This is a genomic window from Streptomyces pilosus, assembly GCF_014649835.1.
GTDB classification, from domain to species: domain Bacteria; phylum Actinomycetota; class Actinomycetes; order Streptomycetales; family Streptomycetaceae; genus Streptomyces; species Streptomyces pilosus.
Map to the genome: position 1 here is coordinate 124852 of NZ_BMTU01000015.1, position 17947 is coordinate 142798.

15 protein-coding genes are annotated in these 17947 nt (G+C 71.0%); 7 read left to right on the top strand and 8 right to left on the bottom strand.

The window, feature by feature from the left end; genetic code table 11:
• Nucleotides 1–122: 122 nt before the first annotated feature.
• Genes IE118_RS29010 through IE118_RS29020 form a run of 3 tightly spaced genes read right to left on the bottom strand, consistent with a single transcriptional unit; the run spans nt 123 to nt 2455 of the window.
• Nucleotides 123–1304 (bottom strand): hypothetical protein, encoded by a 1182-nt coding sequence (locus IE118_RS29010; RefSeq protein ID WP_189561047.1) that lies wholly within the window; start codon nt 1302–1304, stop codon nt 123–125.
• A complete protein-coding gene (locus tag IE118_RS29015; RefSeq protein WP_189561048.1) occupies nt 1301–1561 on the bottom strand; it encodes a MoaD/ThiS family protein in 261 nt (86 codons plus the stop codon). The genes IE118_RS29010 and IE118_RS29015 overlap by 4 nt, the downstream gene beginning before the upstream one ends.
• A gap of 48 nt (nt 1562–1609) precedes the next feature.
• Entirely contained in the window at nt 1610–2455 is an 846-nt protein-coding gene (locus IE118_RS29020) for an alpha/beta hydrolase (RefSeq protein ID WP_189561049.1), read from the bottom strand.
• Nucleotides 2456–2703: 248 nt separating this feature from the next.
• Between IE118_RS29020 and IE118_RS29025 the strand changes: the two genes are divergently transcribed.
• From IE118_RS29025 to IE118_RS29050, 6 genes are all read left to right on the top strand, one after another.
• Entirely contained in the window at nt 2704–3483 is a 780-nt protein-coding gene (locus IE118_RS29025; protein WP_189561050.1) for a winged helix-turn-helix transcriptional regulator, read from the top strand.
• A 107-nt stretch (nt 3484–3590) separates the two neighbouring features.
• The gene (locus IE118_RS29030) at nt 3591–4613 is read left to right on the top strand and encodes a LacI family DNA-binding transcriptional regulator (RefSeq protein WP_189561051.1); all 1023 of its coding nucleotides are present in this window, start codon (nt 3591–3593) and stop codon (nt 4611–4613) included.
• Nucleotides 4614–4725: 112 nt separating this feature from the next.
• Nucleotides 4726–5739: a S1C family serine protease gene (locus tag IE118_RS29035; protein ID WP_189561052.1), complete on the top strand. Its 1014-nt coding sequence runs from the start codon at nt 4726–4728 to the stop codon at nt 5737–5739.
• Nucleotides 5740–5829: 90 nt separating this feature from the next.
• Complete coding sequence (locus IE118_RS29040; RefSeq protein WP_189561053.1) at nt 5830–6558, top strand: response regulator transcription factor; 729 nt, start codon at nt 5830–5832, stop codon at nt 6556–6558.
• Nucleotides 6555–8012, top strand: a complete 1458-nt coding sequence (locus IE118_RS29045) for a sensor histidine kinase (protein WP_189561054.1) — start codon at nt 6555–6557, stop codon at nt 8010–8012. The genes IE118_RS29040 and IE118_RS29045 overlap by 4 nt, the downstream gene beginning before the upstream one ends.
• A gap of 75 nt (nt 8013–8087) precedes the next feature.
• The gene (locus IE118_RS29050; RefSeq protein WP_189561055.1) at nt 8088–10151 is read left to right on the top strand and encodes a pectinesterase family protein; all 2064 of its coding nucleotides are present in this window, start codon (nt 8088–8090) and stop codon (nt 10149–10151) included.
• Here IE118_RS29050 and IE118_RS29055 read toward each other — a convergent pair.
• The 4 genes from IE118_RS29055 to IE118_RS29070 all read right to left on the bottom strand — a co-directional run bounded on the left by IE118_RS29055 (nt 10111) and on the right by IE118_RS29070 (nt 15353).
• Complete coding sequence (locus IE118_RS29055) at nt 10111–11490, bottom strand: DUF6177 family protein (RefSeq protein WP_189561056.1); 1380 nt, start codon at nt 11488–11490, stop codon at nt 10111–10113. The two genes, IE118_RS29050 and IE118_RS29055, sit on opposite strands and share 41 nt — an antisense overlap.
• Nucleotides 11491–11554: 64 nt before the next feature.
• Nucleotides 11555–12301 (bottom strand): immunity 49 family protein, encoded by a 747-nt coding sequence (locus tag IE118_RS29060; protein ID WP_189561057.1) that lies wholly within the window; start codon nt 12299–12301, stop codon nt 11555–11557.
• Nucleotides 12302–12411: 110 nt separating this feature from the next.
• The gene (locus IE118_RS29065; protein WP_189561058.1) at nt 12412–14970 is read right to left on the bottom strand and encodes a hypothetical protein; all 2559 of its coding nucleotides are present in this window, start codon (nt 14968–14970) and stop codon (nt 12412–12414) included.
• On the bottom strand, nt 14967–15353 hold the full coding sequence (locus tag IE118_RS29070; RefSeq protein ID WP_189561059.1) for a DUF6507 family protein: 387 nt from the start codon (nt 15351–15353) through the stop codon (nt 14967–14969). The genes IE118_RS29065 and IE118_RS29070 overlap by 4 nt, the downstream gene beginning before the upstream one ends.
• Nucleotides 15354–15785: 432 nt before the next feature.
• Here IE118_RS29070 and IE118_RS29075 point away from each other — a divergent pair, with 432 nt between their 5' ends.
• Nucleotides 15786–15965, top strand: a complete 180-nt coding sequence (locus tag IE118_RS29075; RefSeq protein WP_189561060.1) for a DUF1737 domain-containing protein — start codon at nt 15786–15788, stop codon at nt 15963–15965.
• 70 nt (nt 15966–16035) lie between these two features.
• On the opposite strand, the gene IE118_RS29080 is transcribed toward IE118_RS29075, so the two are convergent.
• Nucleotides 16036–17862, bottom strand: coding sequence for a bifunctional metallophosphatase/5'-nucleotidase (locus IE118_RS29080; protein ID WP_189561061.1), 1827 nt, complete (start codon nt 17860–17862; stop codon nt 16036–16038).
• Nucleotides 17863–17947 lie beyond the last annotated feature (85 nt).

The following is a 17947-nucleotide window of genomic DNA, read 5'->3' on the forward strand; positions in this document are numbered from 1 at the left end:
GTCCAGCGCGAGGGTAACGCGCGGGTGTGGCGGGACCGGATTATTGTCGATCACTTGTGACAGGTGCCCGGCCGCCTCCCGCGCGAACGTGTCCGCGGGAGGGCGGAGCCGGAGCGGTCCGGTCAGGCGAACACGCGGCCCAGCACGTGCACCGCGGGTCCCGCCGCCGCCAGCGGCAGCGCGACACCCGCCGTGAAGTGCACGAACCGCGACGGGTAGTCGTAGGCGGCGACCCGGTGGCCGATCAGCGCGCAGACGGCCGCACCGGCGCCCGTCGCCGCGCCGGAGGCGTCCATCCCGCCGACCGCGAACCCGGCCGCCGCCGCGGCCGCCAGCGCGGCCACCACGGACGCCGCGGTCGGCAGCGGCAGCGCCCGCGCCACGATCGCCGCCGCCACGGCGACCGCGCCCGCGGTGACCGCGTCGGCGTCCGCCGCCAGGTAGCCGCCCGCCGCGATCGCCAGCGCCGCCGCGGCGACCGTCGCCATCAGCCCGTACATCCGCTCGTCGGGATCCGCGTGCGACCGCAGCTGCAGCACCAGGGACAGCAGCACCCACACCCCCAGCGTCCCGATGATCGCCGCGGGCGACCGGTCCGACGCCAGCAGCGCCGCGTCGGCGGCCAGCGCGCCGAGGAAGCCCAGCGCGATCCCCTGCCGGGCGGGCCACATCCCGTTCAGCCGGAACCAGCCGGCCGCCGTGACGGCCTGGAGGACCACCAGCGGCACGAGCAGCGCGTACGTCCCGAGCGCCGCCCCGCCCGCGAGGAGCAGTCCCAGCACCGCGGTGAGCACCGCGGGCTGCATGCCGGGGTCGATGATCGGCGAACGCCCCTCGGCCCGCGCCCGCTGCGCGTCGGTGACCCGGGAGTTCCCGCCCAGCGTGGCGGGCCCGTACTCGGGGCCGGCCTCCTGCTGCGCCACGGACCGCGCGACGGGCTGCTGTTGCGGCTGCGGTTGCGACACCGGCTGGGGCTGTGCGTGCGGCTGCGGCTGCGGCTGGTACACCGGCCGGGGTTGCGGTTGCGGCTGCGACACCGGCTGCTGCGGGGGCAGGTACGAGGTCTCCTCAGCGGCCGCCGTCACCGGCGGCTGCATCTGCGTCTCCCACGTCTGCCCCTGCCACTGCTGCGTGTACTGCTGGTCGGCGTACGGATCGTCGTACCCCTGCTGCTGCCCGGGCCAGGACGGCGACTGCTGGTGCTGCGGCTGCTGGTGCTGCGGCTGCTGCTGATACGGCTGTTGCCGCGGCTGTTCCGGCTGCTGCTGGTACGGGTCGTACCCCCCGTACGGCTGGTTCGTCATCGACATCCTCCTGCGAACGGCGGAAGCACCTCGACCGTGCCGCCGTCGGCCAGCCGTACCGCGTCGTGCGCGCGCTTGCCCACGGGATCACCGTCGACGAGGAACGAGCACCGCAGCAGCACGCGCGTCAGTTCGCCGGGGTGCCGCTCGCGCACGGAGGCGAGCGCGTCGGCGAGCGTGGCCGCCTCGTACGCCTCCTCGGCCACCCCGGCCGCGGCCTTGGCGGCGGCCCAGTACCGCACCGTGACCTTTGCCATGTGCTGGTTCCTCAATCGGAGATCGGTTTGACGGTGGACACCGTCAGGCTAGCCCGCCCGGGCGACCACCCAGTCCCCTATCCGCCCGAGCAGCGGCTCCGGTGCCGCGTTCTCCGCGTGCCCCATGCCGGCCTCGACCCACAGCTCCCCGTGCTCCCCGGCGGCGGCCGCCAGCATCCGCGGGTGGTCGAGCGGGAAGTACCCGTCCTGGTCCCCGTGCACGATGAGCAGCGGCGTGGGCGCGATCCGCGGCACCGCCTCGACCGGCGACAGCGGCACCGGGTCCCACTGCCGGTGGTGGATCCGCGTGCGCAGTCCGTACCGGCCCAGCAGCCTCCCGGACGGCCGGGTCACCAGCCAGTGCAGGCGCCGCATGGGGGCGGTGCCCCGGTAGAACCAGCGCGCGGGCGCACTCACCGACACCACGGCGTCCACACGTGCCTCGCGGCTGATCGCGGCCTGCCGCAGCACCACGGAACCGCCCATGGAGAACCCGACGGTGGCCACCCGCCCGTGCCCCAGGTCGCGCGCCCACCCGACGACCGCCGCGAGGTCGTACACCTCCCGGTCGCCCACGGTCGACCGTCCGCCCGACGCCCCGTGTCCCCGGAAGGAGAAGGTGATGACGCTCCCGTGTCGGGAGAGGGCCCGTGCCGCCCGCCGCACGTGAGGCCGGTCCGCGTCGCCGGTGAACCCGTGCGCGATCACGAGAACGAGATCGCGGGAATCGTCGGCTCCCGGTTCGTATACGGAATCGATGGCCACGCCGTCCGCCGTGCGCAGGAACGTCCGCAAAGGCGCCCCGCGCCGTGTTACGTCATCCGTCTCGGGATATGGACGAATGGCGGATGGAACGGTGGATCGCGCCACATGACCTGCCGCACCGGTGCTCATGTCGGCTATTCTGCTGCGAAGAGGACTCGGGCAGCGAAGCCCCCGGGTCCTTTTGTGCTTTCGGAAGCGTTGTATACGAACGCGGGAAACCGTGCCGTGTACGGGCCGTCGAACGCACGTGGCAATGCCGTAAACGTCCTCGCAGGGACCGAGGAGGAACCAGACGTTATGGGCGAGCGAACCGTGCACGACAGCAGGACGGCCCCGCACCGGGCACCCCGGACGATCCCGGCAGGTGAGGAGACACGATGAGTTCACTGCTGCTCCTGACCAACGCGCTCCAGCCGTCGACGGAGGTGCTGCCCGCTCTCGGCCTGCTCCTGCACAACGTGCGCGTGGCCCCCGCGGAGGGCCCCGCCCTGGTCGACACCCCCGGGGCGGACGTCATCCTCGTCGACGGCCGCCGCGACCTCCCGCAGGTCCGCAGCCTGTGCCAGCTGCTGCGTTCCACCGGCCCCGGCTGTCCGCTGGTCCTGGTCGTGACGGAGGGCGGCCTCGCGGCCGTCACCGCCGACTGGGGCATCGACGACGTGCTGCTCGACACCGCGGGCCCCGCCGAGGTCGAGGCACGGCTGCGCCTGGCCATGGGCCGCCAGCAGATCGTCAACGACGACTCCCCGATGGAGATCCGCAACGGCGACCTGTCCGTCGACGAGGCGACCTACTCGGCGAAACTCAAGGGCCGGGTCCTCGACCTGACCTTCAAGGAATTCGAACTCCTCAAATACCTCGCGCAGCACCCCGGCCGGGTGTTCACCCGCGCCCAGCTGCTCCAGGAGGTGTGGGGGTACGACTACTTCGGCGGCACCCGCACCGTCGACGTGCACGTACGGCGTCTGCGCGCCAAGCTCGGCCCCGAGCACGAGTCGCTGATCGGCACCGTACGGAACGTCGGTTATCGATTCGTTACCCCGGAGAAGCCGGAACGCGCGGCCGACGAGACCAAGGCCAGGGCCGACCGGCAAAACCCGGCGGATGCGGACGAGACGGCCACCAGGGACCCGGCGGACGCCTCGTCGCGGGTCTGACCGGCGCACGCATGAGCGTTGCGTTCGCACAGACGAGCCGTTTCCGTGCTGTTCGGAACCGTCTTCACTCCCTGCCCGGACGGAATATATCCGCGTAGACTCCGCGCGTGGCCAAGGTAACCAGGGATGATGTGGCGCGGCTGGCGGGCACGTCGACCGCCGTCGTCAGCTATGTCATCAACAACGGACCCCGGCCGGTCGCCCCGGCCACGCGCGAGCGCGTTCTCGCCGCGATCAAGGAGCTGGGGTACCGGCCCGACCGCGTCGCCCAGGCAATGGCGTCGCGGCGCACGGATCTCATAGGTCTGATCGTGCCCGACGCGCGGCAGCCCTTCTTCGGGGAAATGGCGCACGCGGTCGAACAGGCCGCTTCCGAGCGCGGGAAAATGGTGCTGGTCGGGAACTCCGACTACATCGGCGAGCGCGAGGTCCACTATCTGCGCGCGTTCCTCGGGATGCGCGTCTCCGGACTGATCCTGGTCAGCCACGCGCTGAACGACCTGGCCGCCGCGGAGATCGAGGCGTGGGACGCCCGGGTCGTGCTGCTGCACGAGCGCCCGGAGGCGATCGACGACGTGGCCGTGGTCACGGACGACCTCGGCGGCGCCCAGCTCGCGGTACGCCACCTGCTGGAGCACGGGAACGCCTATGTCGCCTGTGTCGGCGGCACCGCGGACACCCCCGCCGTCGGCGACCCGGTCTCCGACCACGTCGAGGGCTGGCGGCGCGCGATGGACGAGGCCGGCATACCGACCGGGGGCCGCCTCTTCGAGGCCCCGTACAACCGCTACGACGCCTACCGCATCGGCCTGGAGATCCTCTCCGGCCCCGACCGCCCGCCGGCCGTCTTCTGCTCCACCGACGACCAGGCCATCGGCATCCTGCGCGCGGCGCGCGAGCTGCGCATCGACGTGCCCGGGGAGCTGGCGGTCGCCGGGTTCGACGACATCAAGGAGGCGGCGCTCGCCGACCCGCCGCTGACCACGGTCGCCTCCGACCGCTCCGCGATGGCCCATGCCGCGGTCGACCTCGTCCTCGACGACGGCCTGCGGGTGGCGGGCTCCCGCCGCGAGCGCCTGAAGGTGTTCCCGTCCCGCCTGGTGGTACGCCAGTCCTGCGGCTGCGCGTAGCCGGCCCGCCGGCACCCCGGCGCCTGCCCTTTATATCGGGCATACGCGGTTCTGTCGGACTTCTCAGCGGTCCCTCAGGAAGCTCTCATCGTCCGGCGCGAGGCTCATGAGCATGACCGACAGCCCCCGCCCGAGCGGCGCGCACGACAGCAGCCCCCACCAGGTGAACCCCGAGTGGCCGCCCCCGCCGGCGTACGCGCCGGCGCCCGCCCACCCCGTGGACCCGGACCCGGCAGCGGCCCCCGCGCGGAGGCGGAGGCGGGCCCGCGGACCCGCCGGTCTGCTCGCCGCCGTGGCGATCGTCGCGGCGGCCGTCGGCGGCGGCACCGCCTACGGCATCCAGGAGCTGGCCGGCACCGACACGGTCGCCTCGTCGAGCCCGGCCGGCACCCCCGTCGTGCCGTCGAGCCAGAAGGGCACGGTCTCCGGCGTCGCCCGGGCGGTCAGCCCGAGCATCGTGGAGATCAGCGCGGCCTCGGGCAGCGGCTCGTCCACCGGTTCCGGCGTGATCATCACCGAGGACGGCGAGATCGTCACCAACAACCACGTCATCGCCGGGGCCTCCTCGATCGAGGTGCGCACCGACGACGGCACCACCTACTCCGCCAAGGTCGTCGGCACCGACAGCTCCAAGGACCTGGCGCTGATCAAGCTGGAGGACGCCTCCGGTCTGCGGGCGGCCACCCTCGGCGACTCCGGCGGGGTGAGCGTCGGCGACCAGGTCGTGGCGATCGGCTCCCCCGAGGGCCTGACCGGCACCGTGACCAGCGGCATCGTCTCCGCCCTCGACCGGGACGTGACCGTCTCCACCGACCAGAGCCAGGGCCGGCAGCAGGAGCAGCAGGGCGGCTGGCCGTTCGAGTACGGCGGCCGGCAGTTCAACGGCGACACCGGCGGCTCGACCACCACGTACAAGGCGATCCAGACCGACGCCTCCCTGAACCCCGGCAACTCCGGCGGCGCGCTGATCGACATGAACGGCGACATCATCGGCATCAACTCCGCGATGTACGCGCCGAGCGGCGCGGACTCCTCCGCGGCGGGCAGCGTGGGCCTGGGCTTCGCCATCCCGGTCGACACGCTCAAGGCGGACCTGCCGGCCCTGCGCTCCGGCGCGACCGGCTGACGCGCCGCCCGGGAACCGTGCGAGGCTGAAGACCCGCGAGACCGGCCCCGCCCGCCGCATTCCCGGCGCAGACGAAGGACCCGACACCCCATGACCTCCGCAGACGGCTCCCCCCAGCGCATCCTGATCGTCGACGACGAACCGGCCGTGCGCGAAGCGCTCCAGCGCAGCCTGGCCTTCGAGGGGTACGGCACCGAGGTCGCCGTCGACGGCGCGGACGCCCTGGAGAAGACGGCGGCCTACCGGCCGGACCTGCTGGTCCTCGACATCCAGATGCCCCGCATGGACGGCCTCACCGCCGCCCGCCGCATCCGCGCCACCGGCGACACCACCCCCATCCTGATGCTGACGGCCCGCGACACCGTCGGCGACCGGGTCACGGGGCTGGACGCCGGGGCGGACGACTACCTGGTCAAACCGTTCGAGCTGGACGAGCTGTTCGCCCGCATCCGCGCGCTGCTGCGCCGCAGCTCCTACGCGGCGGCGGTGGCCGCCTCCGCCGAGTCCGACGACGTCCTCACCTTCGCCGACCTGCGCATGAACCTGGCCACCCGGGAGGTCCGGCGCGGCGGCCGGCACGTGGAGCTGACCCGCACCGAGTTCACCCTGCTGGAGATGTTCATGGCGCACCCGCGCCAGGTGCTCACCCGGGAGCAGATCCTGAAGGCGGTGTGGGGCTTCGACTTCGAGCCCTCCTCCAACTCGCTGGACGTGTACGTCATGTACCTGCGCCGCAAGACCGAGGCCGGCGGGGAGCCGCGCCTGGTGCACACGGTGCGGGGGGTGGGGTACGTGCTGCGGCAGGGCGGCGCGGAGTGACCGGGCCGGTGCCCCGCTTCCGCGCGCTGCCCATCCGGGCGCGGCTGGCCCTGCTGGTCGCGGCGGCGGTGGCGTTCGCCGTGGCGGCGGTGTCGGTGACCTGCTGGTTCATCGTGCGGGGCAAGCTGTACGACGAACTCGACGACGATCTGCGCTCGTCGGTGCTCACCCTCCAGCGGGAGGAGTTCGAGCAGCTCACCGACGCCTGTGTGCCGGAACCGTCCGACACCGGCACCATCACCCCGCGCAGCAACCAGTACGCCCAGCTGGTCCGCGCCGACGGACGCGTGTGCGTGCTGCCCTACTCCGCGGCCGCGGTCGGCGTCACCGGCGCCGACAAGGCGGTCGCCGCGCACCCCGACCCCGAGAAGGGCACCGTCCGCGACGGCACCGACAGCGACGGCGAACGGGTGCGCGTGCTGACGACGGCCGTCGTCGTCAAGACCGGCCCGCTCAGCCGGGCCGTGGTGCAGGACTACGCCTTCGTCGTCGCCCTGCCGCTCGGCAACACCCAGTCCACGCTCAACGAACTGGCCCTGCTGCTGCTCCTCGTCTCCGGGGTGGGCGTCCTCGGCTCCGCCGCAGCGGGACTCGCCGTCGCCCGCACGGGCCTGCGCCCGGTCGACCGGCTCACCGAGGCCGTCGAGCACGTGGCCCGCACCGAGGACCTGGGCGTCCGCATCCCCGTGGAGGACGACTCCGAGGACGAGATCGCCCGCCTCTCCCGCTCCTTCAACTCCATGACGTCCGCCCTCGCCGGCTCCCGCGACCTCCAGCAACAGCTCATCGCGGACGCCGGCCACGAACTGCGCACCCCGCTCACCTCGCTGCGCACCAACATCGAACTCCTCACCCGCAGCGAGGACACGGGCCGCCCGCTGCCCGCCGAGGACCGCAAGGCCCTGCTCACCTCGGTCAAGGCGCAGATGAAGGAACTCGCCGCGCTCATCGGCGACCTCCAGGAACTGTCCCGCCCGGACACCGACCCGCACGCCGGCCGCACCCAGATCGTGGCCTGGCAGGACACCGTCGAGTCGGCCCTGCGCCGCGCCCGGCTGCGCGGTCCGGAGCTGACCGTCACGGCGGACCTCCACCCCTGGTACGTACGGGCCGAACCGGCCGCGCTGGAGCGGGCGGTGGTCAACGTCCTCGACAACGCGGTGAAGTTCAGTCCGCCCGGCGGCACCGTCGACGTCCGCCTCACCGACGGCGTCCTCACCGTCCGCGACCACGGCCCCGGCATCCCCGCCGACGAACTCCCGCACGTCTTCGACCGGTTCTGGCGCTCCCCCACCGCCCGCGCCCTGCCCGGCTCCGGCCTCGGCCTGTCGATCGTCGCCCGCACGGTCCAGCAGGCGGGCGGCGAGGTGACGCTGACCCAGGCCGAGGACGGCGGCACCACGGCCACCATCCGCCTCCCGGGCGCCCCCACCCCACCCCCGGACGTGCCGTAGCGACCGGACGGCAACCTTTCCGTGCCGGGCGGCGACCGAACGTCGTCCCCTCCCCCACACGGAACGGATCACCGCATGAGCGAGCACCGCAGCAGGGCCCGGCACCGCAGGCCCGCCACACTCCTGGCCGCCGGCCTGCCCCTGGCCCTGGCCGGCGCCGGAGTCACGATGTACGGCACCGACTTCGTCTCCCCGCGGGCGACCGCCGCGACCGCCGCGGCGGCCCCCGCCTGGGCCACCGCCACCGCCGACGGCTTCGCCTCCGTCGACGCGCTCGGCCAGAACGGCACCTACGGCGGGCGGGACGGGCGGACCGTCACCGTACGGACGCAGGCGGACCTGGAGAGATACGCCACCGCCGCCGAGCCGTACGTCATCGTCGTCGCCGGGACGATCACCATGAACCCGGTCGGCAAGGAGATCAAGGTCGCCTCCGACAAGACGATCGTGGGCTCCGGCACCTCCGGCCACATCGTCGGCGGGGGCTTCTTCCTCGGCCCGGGCGTGCACAACGTGATCATCCGCAACCTGACGATCCGGGACGCCTACCAGGGCATCTGGAACGACAAGGAGCACGACTTCGACGCGATCCAGATGGACGGCGCCCACCACGTCTGGATCGACCACAACGACCTGCGGAACATGGCGGACGGCCTGATCGACGTCCGCAAGGACAGCACCTACGTGACGGTGTCCTGGAACAGGCTCAGTCAGAACAACAAGACGTTCGGGATCGGCTGGACCGAGAACGTCACCACGGACATCACGATCCACCACAACTGGATCCGCGAGACCGAGCAGCGCAACCCCTCCACGGACAACGCCGCCCACGCGCACCTCTACAACAACTTCCTCGAGGACGTCGCGAACACGGGCATCACCTCCTCCTACGGCAACTACGCGCGCGGCGGCACCCGGATGGTCCTGGAGAACAGCTCCTTCCAGGGCATACGGAACCCGGTCATCAAGGACGCGACCGCGACGATCGTGCAGCGCGGGAACGTCTTCTCCGGCACGTCGGGCCGCAACGAGAGCGGCGGTACGGCGTTCGACCCGAAGGCGTACTACCCCTACACCCTCGACAAGGCGGCGGACGTGCCGTCGCTGCTCAAGTCGGGCACCGGCCCGCGCGCCACCATCGGCACCACCGCGACCGCGGCGTCCACGAAGGCCGCGGCCGCCACGACGCTCACCGTCGCCAAGGACGGCACCGGCCAGTACCGCACGGTCCAGGCGGCGGTGAACGCGATCCCCGCGAACAACCCTTCCCGCGTCGTCGTCTCCATCAAGCCGGGCACGTACCGCGAGACGGTCAAGGTCCCCTCCGACAAGCCGCACGTCACCTTCCAGGGCACCGGCGGCAGCCGCAAGGACACCGTCATCGTCTACGACAACGCGGCGGGCACCCGGAAGCCGGACGGCTCCGGCACCTACGGCACCTCCGGCAGCGCCACGGTCGCCGTCGAGGCCGACGACTTCCAGGCCCGCAACCTGACGATCTCCAACGACTTCGACGAGAGGGCCAACCAGTCGCTCTCCGGCCACCAGGCGGTCGCCCTGCGCACGGCGGCCGACAGGATCCTCCTCGACGGCGTCATCGTCGAGGGCGACCAGGACACCCTCCTCCTCGACACGGCCGCCAAGGACAAACTGGGCCGGGTCCGCGTCACCGGCTCCTACATCGTCGGAAACGTCGACTTCGTCTTCGGCCGGGCCACCGCCGTCATCGACCGTTCGGTCATCACCCTGAAGAAGCGCTGGGACGGCACCTCCGCCGGCTACGTCACCGCCCCGAGCACGGCGGCGAACCGCAAGGGCTTCCTCATCGCCGACTCGACCGTCAACGGCGCCGTCTCCGACCGCAGCTTCTACCTCGGCCGCCCCTGGCACGCCGGCGGCGACGCCTCCCTGGACCCGCAGACCACCGTCCGCAACACCACCCTCAGCGCCGCGATCCGCACCACACCGTGGACCGACATGAGCGGCTTCTCCTGGAAGGACGACCGCTTCGCCGAGTACCGCAACACCGGCCCCGGCTCCGGCCCGGCGAGCAGCAACCGCCCCCACCTGACCGACACCCAGGCGGCCGACCAGGAGATCACCGACTGGCTGTCCGGCTGGACCCCGACGGCATCGTGACGCTCGCCTCCCCCAGCCGGTAGTGCAGGGCGCCCCGGCCCCGGGCGCCGAGACGCACCGGCTCGGGGGCCCTCGCGGGCGGCCGGCCGGACCGCTCGGCCTCCCCCTGCGCGACGGTGAAGCCGACCGGCGTCGGCAAGGGCTCCGCGTGGGCGGGCACGCTCAGGTCGCGGCGTCCGCCCCGCACCGCGGTGAGCAGGGTGACGAACCCTTGCCCGGCGGCGAGTTCGGCGGCGAGACCCTCGATGGCGTCCAGCGGCGGGGACTCGTCGTGGCCATATCCGAAGGCAAGCGCGATGTCCTCTTCGACTCCGCCCGGGGTGCGCAGCACGCGCACGGTGGCGAGCATGGGCCGGCCGGGTTCCCCGACCGCGATCAGCCAGGTGGGCCGGGGCGCACGGGAGCGGGCGAGATCCGTCACCTGACGTGTGGACCAGGGGAGGTTGACCGGTTCGGCGGTGCTCCACCCGGCCGGAGGCGCGCCGGTCAGCCGCGTGCAGACGGTCTCCAGGGCCCGCCCGAGCACCAGATCCGCGTCCGCCCGGTGCCGGGTACGCAGCGTGAGAAGCAACTGGCGCCCGTGGGCAGCCGCCGGGGCCGCGAAGGCTCCGGCGGGGCGGGCGGCCCCATGTGCGTCGCGAACCGGGGTGAACGTGCCCCCCTTCCAGTGCAGCACGGCACCGGACAGGCCGTCGTAATAGCCGTCCTCGGGGTCCTGGACGACCCAGCGGTTGGGGAGCCCGCGCAGGGCGGTGCGGGTGGCGAGGGTGAGGCGGGAACCCGGTGGGGTGACGATCTGCACCGCACGCTCGTGCCCGGCGGCCGTGCGCAGGGCGTCGGACAGCCAGCTCGTCATGGGGACCAGCGGGCGTTCCTGGATCACCACGGCGGTGCTCGGGGTGAGGACGTCCACGGCGGGCATCGCGGTGGCGGGGACCGGGACGGCGGAGATGTCGGTCGTGAGCGGTACGACGTCGGTGGTGGCGGCGTCGGGCGGCCAGACGGTACCACCGAGCACGGTGACCAGCCGGCCGGCGAAGGAGCCCGCGAGCCGCCCGGCCTCGGCGACGGCCGTGGAGGCCCGCGCCTCCGTCCACCACACCGGCCCTTCGTGTGCGCCACCCTCGCTGCCGAGCAGCCGGGCGGTCTCACCCGGCACCTGCACGAACACGGGCGTCTCCACCGACACCAGCGGACGCCCGCCAGGCGCGCAGAGCTGCACGACGGCGCCGCCGGCCAGGGTGTTCACCCCCAGGTCCGGTCCGCCCGCGTACAGGCCCGCGAGCAGCGTGGGCAGGTCGGGCATCTTCGGGGTGAGGGCGATGACGTCCTTGGTCACGGTGTCTCTTCCACGTCCGCCGGGTCGTCCTTGCGCAGCCGCCGCAGGACGGCCACATGGTCGCTCACGTGGGAAACTCGCCGAGCCAGTCGTGCTGGAGGAGGTGCTTGGGCAGGTACTCCGACTCGACCTCGACGGGAAGCTGCCCGTCGTACGCCCAGCACGCGATGGCGAGGGGAGCGAGGGCGATGGCACCGTCGATGTCCGTCTGCCGTTCCTCGGTGAGCGTCCAGTAGGCACGGTGCAGTCTCAGCGCCTCTTCGAGGGCGGGACTGAACCCTTCCACGTCCCTGCGTACGAAGTGGTAGAAGAGGTTGATCGGCGGATAGAGGACGCCCTGCAACAGGTCCCGGGGAGCGATGCGGGCAACGGCCGGATCCGACATCTCCAGAGTCGCGGTCAGCTTCTCGACCAGTCCCGGGCGCCGCAGCCAGTAGGTCTGCAGCGTGTCGACCCAGTGGTAGATGTACTCGTCGTACTGCCCCTCCGGCGCCCGCAGCCGCTCCAACGGCACCTCGCACAACTGCGTCATCCGCCCGGGCTCACGGCAGATGACAGCCAGCCAGAAGGCGGTGAGCCAGTTCCCGGCATCGGCGGAGGACATAGCACCCATAGCTGGGATGCGACGCATCTTGTGGCTGATGCGACATTCGACGGATCCCTGGCTCGTCCCCGCCACAGCAAACAGCGCGGACCCCAACTGCATCGCATTGACCGCCGACTCCCACGTCTCCACCTCCTCCGCTTCCGGGTCGCCGACGCACCGTGCGTGCAGTGCCATGACAGCGTTGGTGAACGCGAAATCGACCATGTCGGTGGAATCTTCGAGTTCATCGATGTCCCGAGCGACACCTTCATCCAGTCGCTCCACGAACCCATCGACGTCCGGTGTCACTACACCATGCCGGGCAACAGTCACGGTCACGGAAGGGTCCCCCTGCTGATGTCGAACCGTCGATACTGGTAACCAGTGTACGTGCCCGAGTTCCGCTCACCCTTGACGACAACATATTCCAGCTTGCCGTCCGTCAGCGCCCTTCTCAGAGTCCGCACAAGTTCCACCTCACCTCGCTTATTCATAAATCTCAGTATGTCAAAGAAGTACTCCCTGCTCCCTTGGGCAACTTTTTTACCATTGGGCAGGGTCCGGGTCCCGAGCTCCGTCAGCGTATTGCTCTTGGCCTCGACGACAACAGCGTGACCATCTTCACGGAGCCACACCTGATCAAATTGATCATTGCCGTTCTTCGGGCCAAGAAGTGATTGCTTCTCGTGATTCGGATGACGTTCTGCAATGTAGTGGTACTCAGCAGCCTTCTCACCGAACTCTTCGGCCGCATCCCCCATGGCGGTGTGGGACTCTTTGTAAGTTGCCCCGGCTTCCACTCGCTCCGCAGCCGAATCGACAGTGCGGTGGATGTCGTCCACCAGTACCGCCTCTTCCTTCCACCTCTTGACGGTGTTGTCCCACTGGACAGCGAAGTGACGCCTATCCGCAGCCACATCCAGAATACGGAGCCTGGCCTTGCTGGTGACGGTGTCTGCTCCCACGCGGATGTAATCGTCATCCAGGAAGTACGGCTCGGGCGCTTCTGGAGTGTCCTTGGCCCTGATCCACGAAACACGTTCCGATCCACGGGCCAACTGAGGAGGAGTAAGTCCGCTCTCGTCCCGAAGTTTTAGTCGCTTACGCCAGCCGTTGTCCTTGTAATACCGCTCGAAGTACCCCGGCTCCTGGTTGGCGCGGTATACCTGGATCTCTTCGATCTGCTCCCGTGTCAGTGACCCACGAGGTCCGTAAGGGTTGCTTCCCTCACGCATGAAGCTCGGGCGTTGCGCCTCGCCGGCCTGCCCCGGAGGCGCTTCACCGGGTTCGTTGCCCGGCCCGTCGTCCCCGGTCCGGCCGGGGTCGTCCAGGTGACCACTTCCCTGACGGCCGGCCTCCGCGCCACCTTGACTGGAGCCTGTTGCCCCGCTGCTTGAACCGGGCCCTTCGGATCTGCCAGCGTGTACCGCGCCACTGCTGTGGGGCGCTTGTCCGGCGTCGGCACGGGCTGCCGTATCGCCACTGTTCCCGGAGGGCGCATCGCGGCCGGTACCGGCAGGAATGCCGTCTCCGCCACGACCGAAGGCATCTGATCCGCGGGCATGGGCTGCTACCGCGGTGAGTTCCCGATCCGGCGTCACCGACACGGTGTCGGGGGTGTCCGAGCGTTCCCGCGCGGGCACGTCGGAGACCACGTCACCGTGCCGGTTGTAGGCGATGAACTCGCCGTTCCCGATAACGACCCGGGAGCCGTCCTCCAATTCGATGACGCTGTGGACGCGCTGTGCGTCTGCGGCGGCGCCCGCGCCCACGGTGATCCTCGATGTCAGGTCCGACAGTTTCGGCAGTTTTCCGGCCGCCGCGCCCGTGGCCTTCAAGCCCACGTACAGGGGATCCATGTACAGCCCGGCCTTGGAGGCGGCGCCGGCGGCGTTCGAGGCCAAGCCTCCCTTACCCGCCTTGGACGCGGCCGCCAGCGGCCCGGCGCCCAGCGTCAGGACGTTGAAGATGACCGTTCCCGTGGCCCGCGCCGGGTTCTCCTCCCACTGGTCCCAGGCCACGATCCCCTTGGCGAACTCCTTCGCCGCCTTCTTCGCCCTGACCTCGTCCTCGCTCTCCTTGTCCGGGCCCACCGCCCAGTCCATGAAGGCGTCGTAGGGGGTCATGGTGTAGAGGCCGATGCCGGTGACGACCTCTTTCAGCCCTCTCCAGGCTTCCCCGTCCCCGGTGCCCAGCGCCCACAACCCCTTGGCGGCGGCCTCGATGCCGTCCTTGTAGATGCCGTCCCAGAAGACGCTCTTCGCCCCGTGGCCGAACCAGTCCAGGCTCCACGCCTCGTACGTCCGGTCGTCCACGCTGCCCCAGGGCAGTTCCTTCGTGTCCTCGAACAGAGCGGCGTCGTAGCCGTACGTCACCGTGCCCCGCTCGACGAGCCCGCTGCCGTCGTCCGCCACGAACACCGGCCCGCCCGCGATCGCGGAGATCCTGCTCGCGGCGCGGCGCTCCGCGTCCTGGAAGGCGAACTGCGTGGTGGACACGTCGTCGATGAGCTGCTTGTTCCGATCGACCTTCTTCTCGTCGTCGGTCCAGTCGTCGTCGCCCTCGACACTGTCCGTGAAGGCGACGGCGTCGGCCTTGAGCTGCTTCAGGCGTTCGGCCAGCGGACGGGCCTCGACGGAGAACGTGTCCAGGGCGTCGGCCACGGTCTCGAGCTTCGCGGCGAAGACGTCCGCCTTGTCCATCACCGGCTGGGTGGTGGCGAACAGGGCGTCGGCCTCGGGCGCGGTGTAGAACGCCCCGAGCATCTGGAAGCGCGAGTGGACGTCCGCGCCGCCGTTGCGGATGCCGATGGCGTCACTGCGCAGTGCGGAGACATCCTTGTCCAGCTCGTCGAGGTCACCCGTGAACTGCGGTATCTCCCCCGGGCTGATCACTTCTGGCCGTCCCCCTCGCCCGTGCCCGGCAGGTCGATCTTGGGCGCTGCCAGAGCCCTGCGCTGGGCACGGGCAGCCATCTCCTCGTCGCCGACCGCGTAATGAGCCGTCGCCTCGTGTGCGCCGTTCACCGACTTGGCCGCTCGCGCTCCCAGGAACAGCACGTCAGCGGCGGTCCGCTCCACGAACAGCGCCAGCGCCGCCCCGATCGCACCGGTGGGTGCGGCACCGCAGTACGGACCGCTGATGGTTCCCGCAGACGTGGCCGCACTCTCCATGTCCGTGCCGTACGCCTTGACGTCCTTGGCCACGTCGTCCATGGCGTCCTGGACCAGCGAGGTCACGAACTCGACGCCGGACGGCGATATGTCCCACCCCGTCATGTCTCAGACCCCCTGCGCCGAGCGCCGGGCCGGACTCCGCACCATGACTCATTTCCCCCTGAGCGACAGCAAAGTTGATCTTTGAACCACTGGTCGGAGTGGCCTGCCTCGCTCCGAACCGGGCGTCGTCGAAGCACCCCGACCGCACGGTCCGGCGGCGGTCGGCCTCTGGTTTGTGCATCAAACCCACCCCGTGCGCCACGCGCGCTCGAACATCCTGTCGCACCGCTATTGCAAACACAATGCGGATAGGCGCAGTTGGCGCGATGCGTGTGCTTCCTCCGCGACAGGGGGTTTCATGGCCCTCTCCCCGGTGGGCCCTCGCCTCTGTGGCCGAAGCGGCATCGGCGGTCTCGGCAGGCTCGCTCGCGCGGAACCGGAAGCCGGGACTGCCCTGTCCTGTGCGAGTGCCCCCTGTGGCACGGTGGGCGTATGTCGACACCACCGGACGGGCTGCCCGTCTACCGCGTACTGACCGGTCCCGACGACGCGGCGTTCTGCCGCCGGGTGAGTGAGGCGCTGGAGCTGGGCTACCGGTTGCACGAAGGACCCGCGGTCACCTTCGACGGCGAGCGGGTGATCGTCGCGCAGGCCGTCGTCTGGACCGACTAGGGCCGGCTCGGGACACACGGCGGGGCCGGTGTCCACAGGCTGTGGACACCGGCCCCGTGTGCGGTGCGGGTTACTGCACGATGGTGATGCGGTCCGCCGCCGGCGGGGCGAGCGGGGCGGTGGCCGAGGAGTTGGCCGTCAGGTACTGCTCGAGGGCCGTCAGGTCGTCCTCGCCGACCAGGTCGCCGGTGCCTTCGCCCAGGGTCGGGAAGCCGTCGCCGCCGCCCGCGAGGAAGCTGTTCGTCGCGACGCGGTAGGTGGCGGACGGGTCGATCGCCGATCCGTCGAGCCTGATGGAGTCCGTGACCACGCGGTCCGCGCCCGACTTGGTCAGGTCCAGGGTGTAGGTCAGCCCGGAGGAGATCTGGAGGATCTTCGGGGCCGCCGCGTTCGCGCCGCTGACCTGCTCCTTCAGGGCCTGGATCAGCTGGGCGCCGGTGAAGTCCTGAAGGTTGACCGTGTTGGCGAACGGCTGGACGGTGAAGGCCTCGGCGAAGGTGACCACGCCGTCGCCCTCCTTGCCGCTCGCCGCGTGGGTGAGCGAGGCGCGGATGCCGCCGGGGTTCATCAGGGCCAGGTCGGTCTCCGGGTCCAGGGTGCGGCCGTAGGCGAGCTGGGCGTCGGCGATGAGGTCACCCAGCGGGGACTCCGTGCCGTCCTTCACGATGTCGCCGGAGATGTAGCCGATCGGGCGGTTGCCGATCGGCGCGGCGAGGGTGTTCCACCGGTCGATCAGACGCGTCATGTCGGGCGCCTTGGGGACGTCCCGGGTGACGACGTGGTTCGCGGACTTCACGGCCGTACGGGCGATGTCGCCCGTCCACCGGTCGTAGGTGAGCGTGGTGTCCGTGTAGAGGCGGCCGAAGGACGCGGCCGAGGTGACCGTGCGGGGCTTGCCCGCCGGGTCGGGGATGGTGCAGGCGTACGCCGCGTGGGTGTGGCCGGTGACCAGCGCGTCCACCTGCGGGGAGACGTTCTTGGCGATGTCCGCGATCGGGCCGGAGATGCCGTCGCCCGCGCCCGGGGAGTCGCAGTCGTAGTTGTAGGCGGACGAGGCGGGGAAGCCGCCCTCGTGGACGAGGGCCACGATCGACTTCACGCCCTGGCGCTGGAGCTCCTTGGCGTACCTGTTGATCGTCTCGACCTCGTCCTTGAAGGACAGGCCCTTGACGCCCTCGGCGGAGACGATGTTCGGGGTGCCTTCCAGGGTCACGCCGATGAAGCCGACCTTGACGCCGTTCTTCCTCCACACCCAGTAGGGCTTGAGGAGGGGCTTGCCGGTGCGGTCGTCCAGGACGTTGGCCGCCAGGTACGGGAAGTCGGCGCCCTTGAACTTCTTGTCCGTGTAGCAGCCGTCGACCGGGTGGCAGCCGCCGTTCTGGAGGCGGGCCAGCTCGCGCGCGCCCTCGTCGAACTCGTGGTTGCCCACAGAGGTGACGTCCAGGTCGAGCTTGTTGAGCGCCTCGATGGTGGGCTCGTCGTGGAAGAGGCCCGACAGGAGGGGGGACGCGCCGACCATGTCGCCGCCGGCGGCGGTGACGGAGTACCGGTTGCCCTTGCGGGCCTCGCGCAGGTGCGTGGCCAGGTACTCGACGCCGCCCGCGTCGACGGTCTTCGTCGTGCCGTCCGGCTGGATCTCGGTGACCCGGCCGGAGGAACCCGTCGGGGGCTCCAGGTTGCCGTGCAGGTCGTTGAAGGACAGGAGCTGGACGTCCTGGTAACGGCCGGGGTGGCCGTGCGGCTCGCCCTGACTCCCCCGGTTCTCGCCCGCGTTGGCCGCCCCGGGCAGGGCGGCGGCGGCCAGCGCGCCGACGGTGAGCACACCGGCGGCGGACGCGAGAAGACGGTTGGTGCGGCGGCTTCGGCGCGGGTGGTGCGCCGGGGATGTGGCTGGCATACGCCCCCCTGAGGGTCCGAGTGGGTACCGGCGCAGCCTAGAGTCAACGCGCGTAGCGCGACAGGGTCTTCAGGGTTACGAGCTG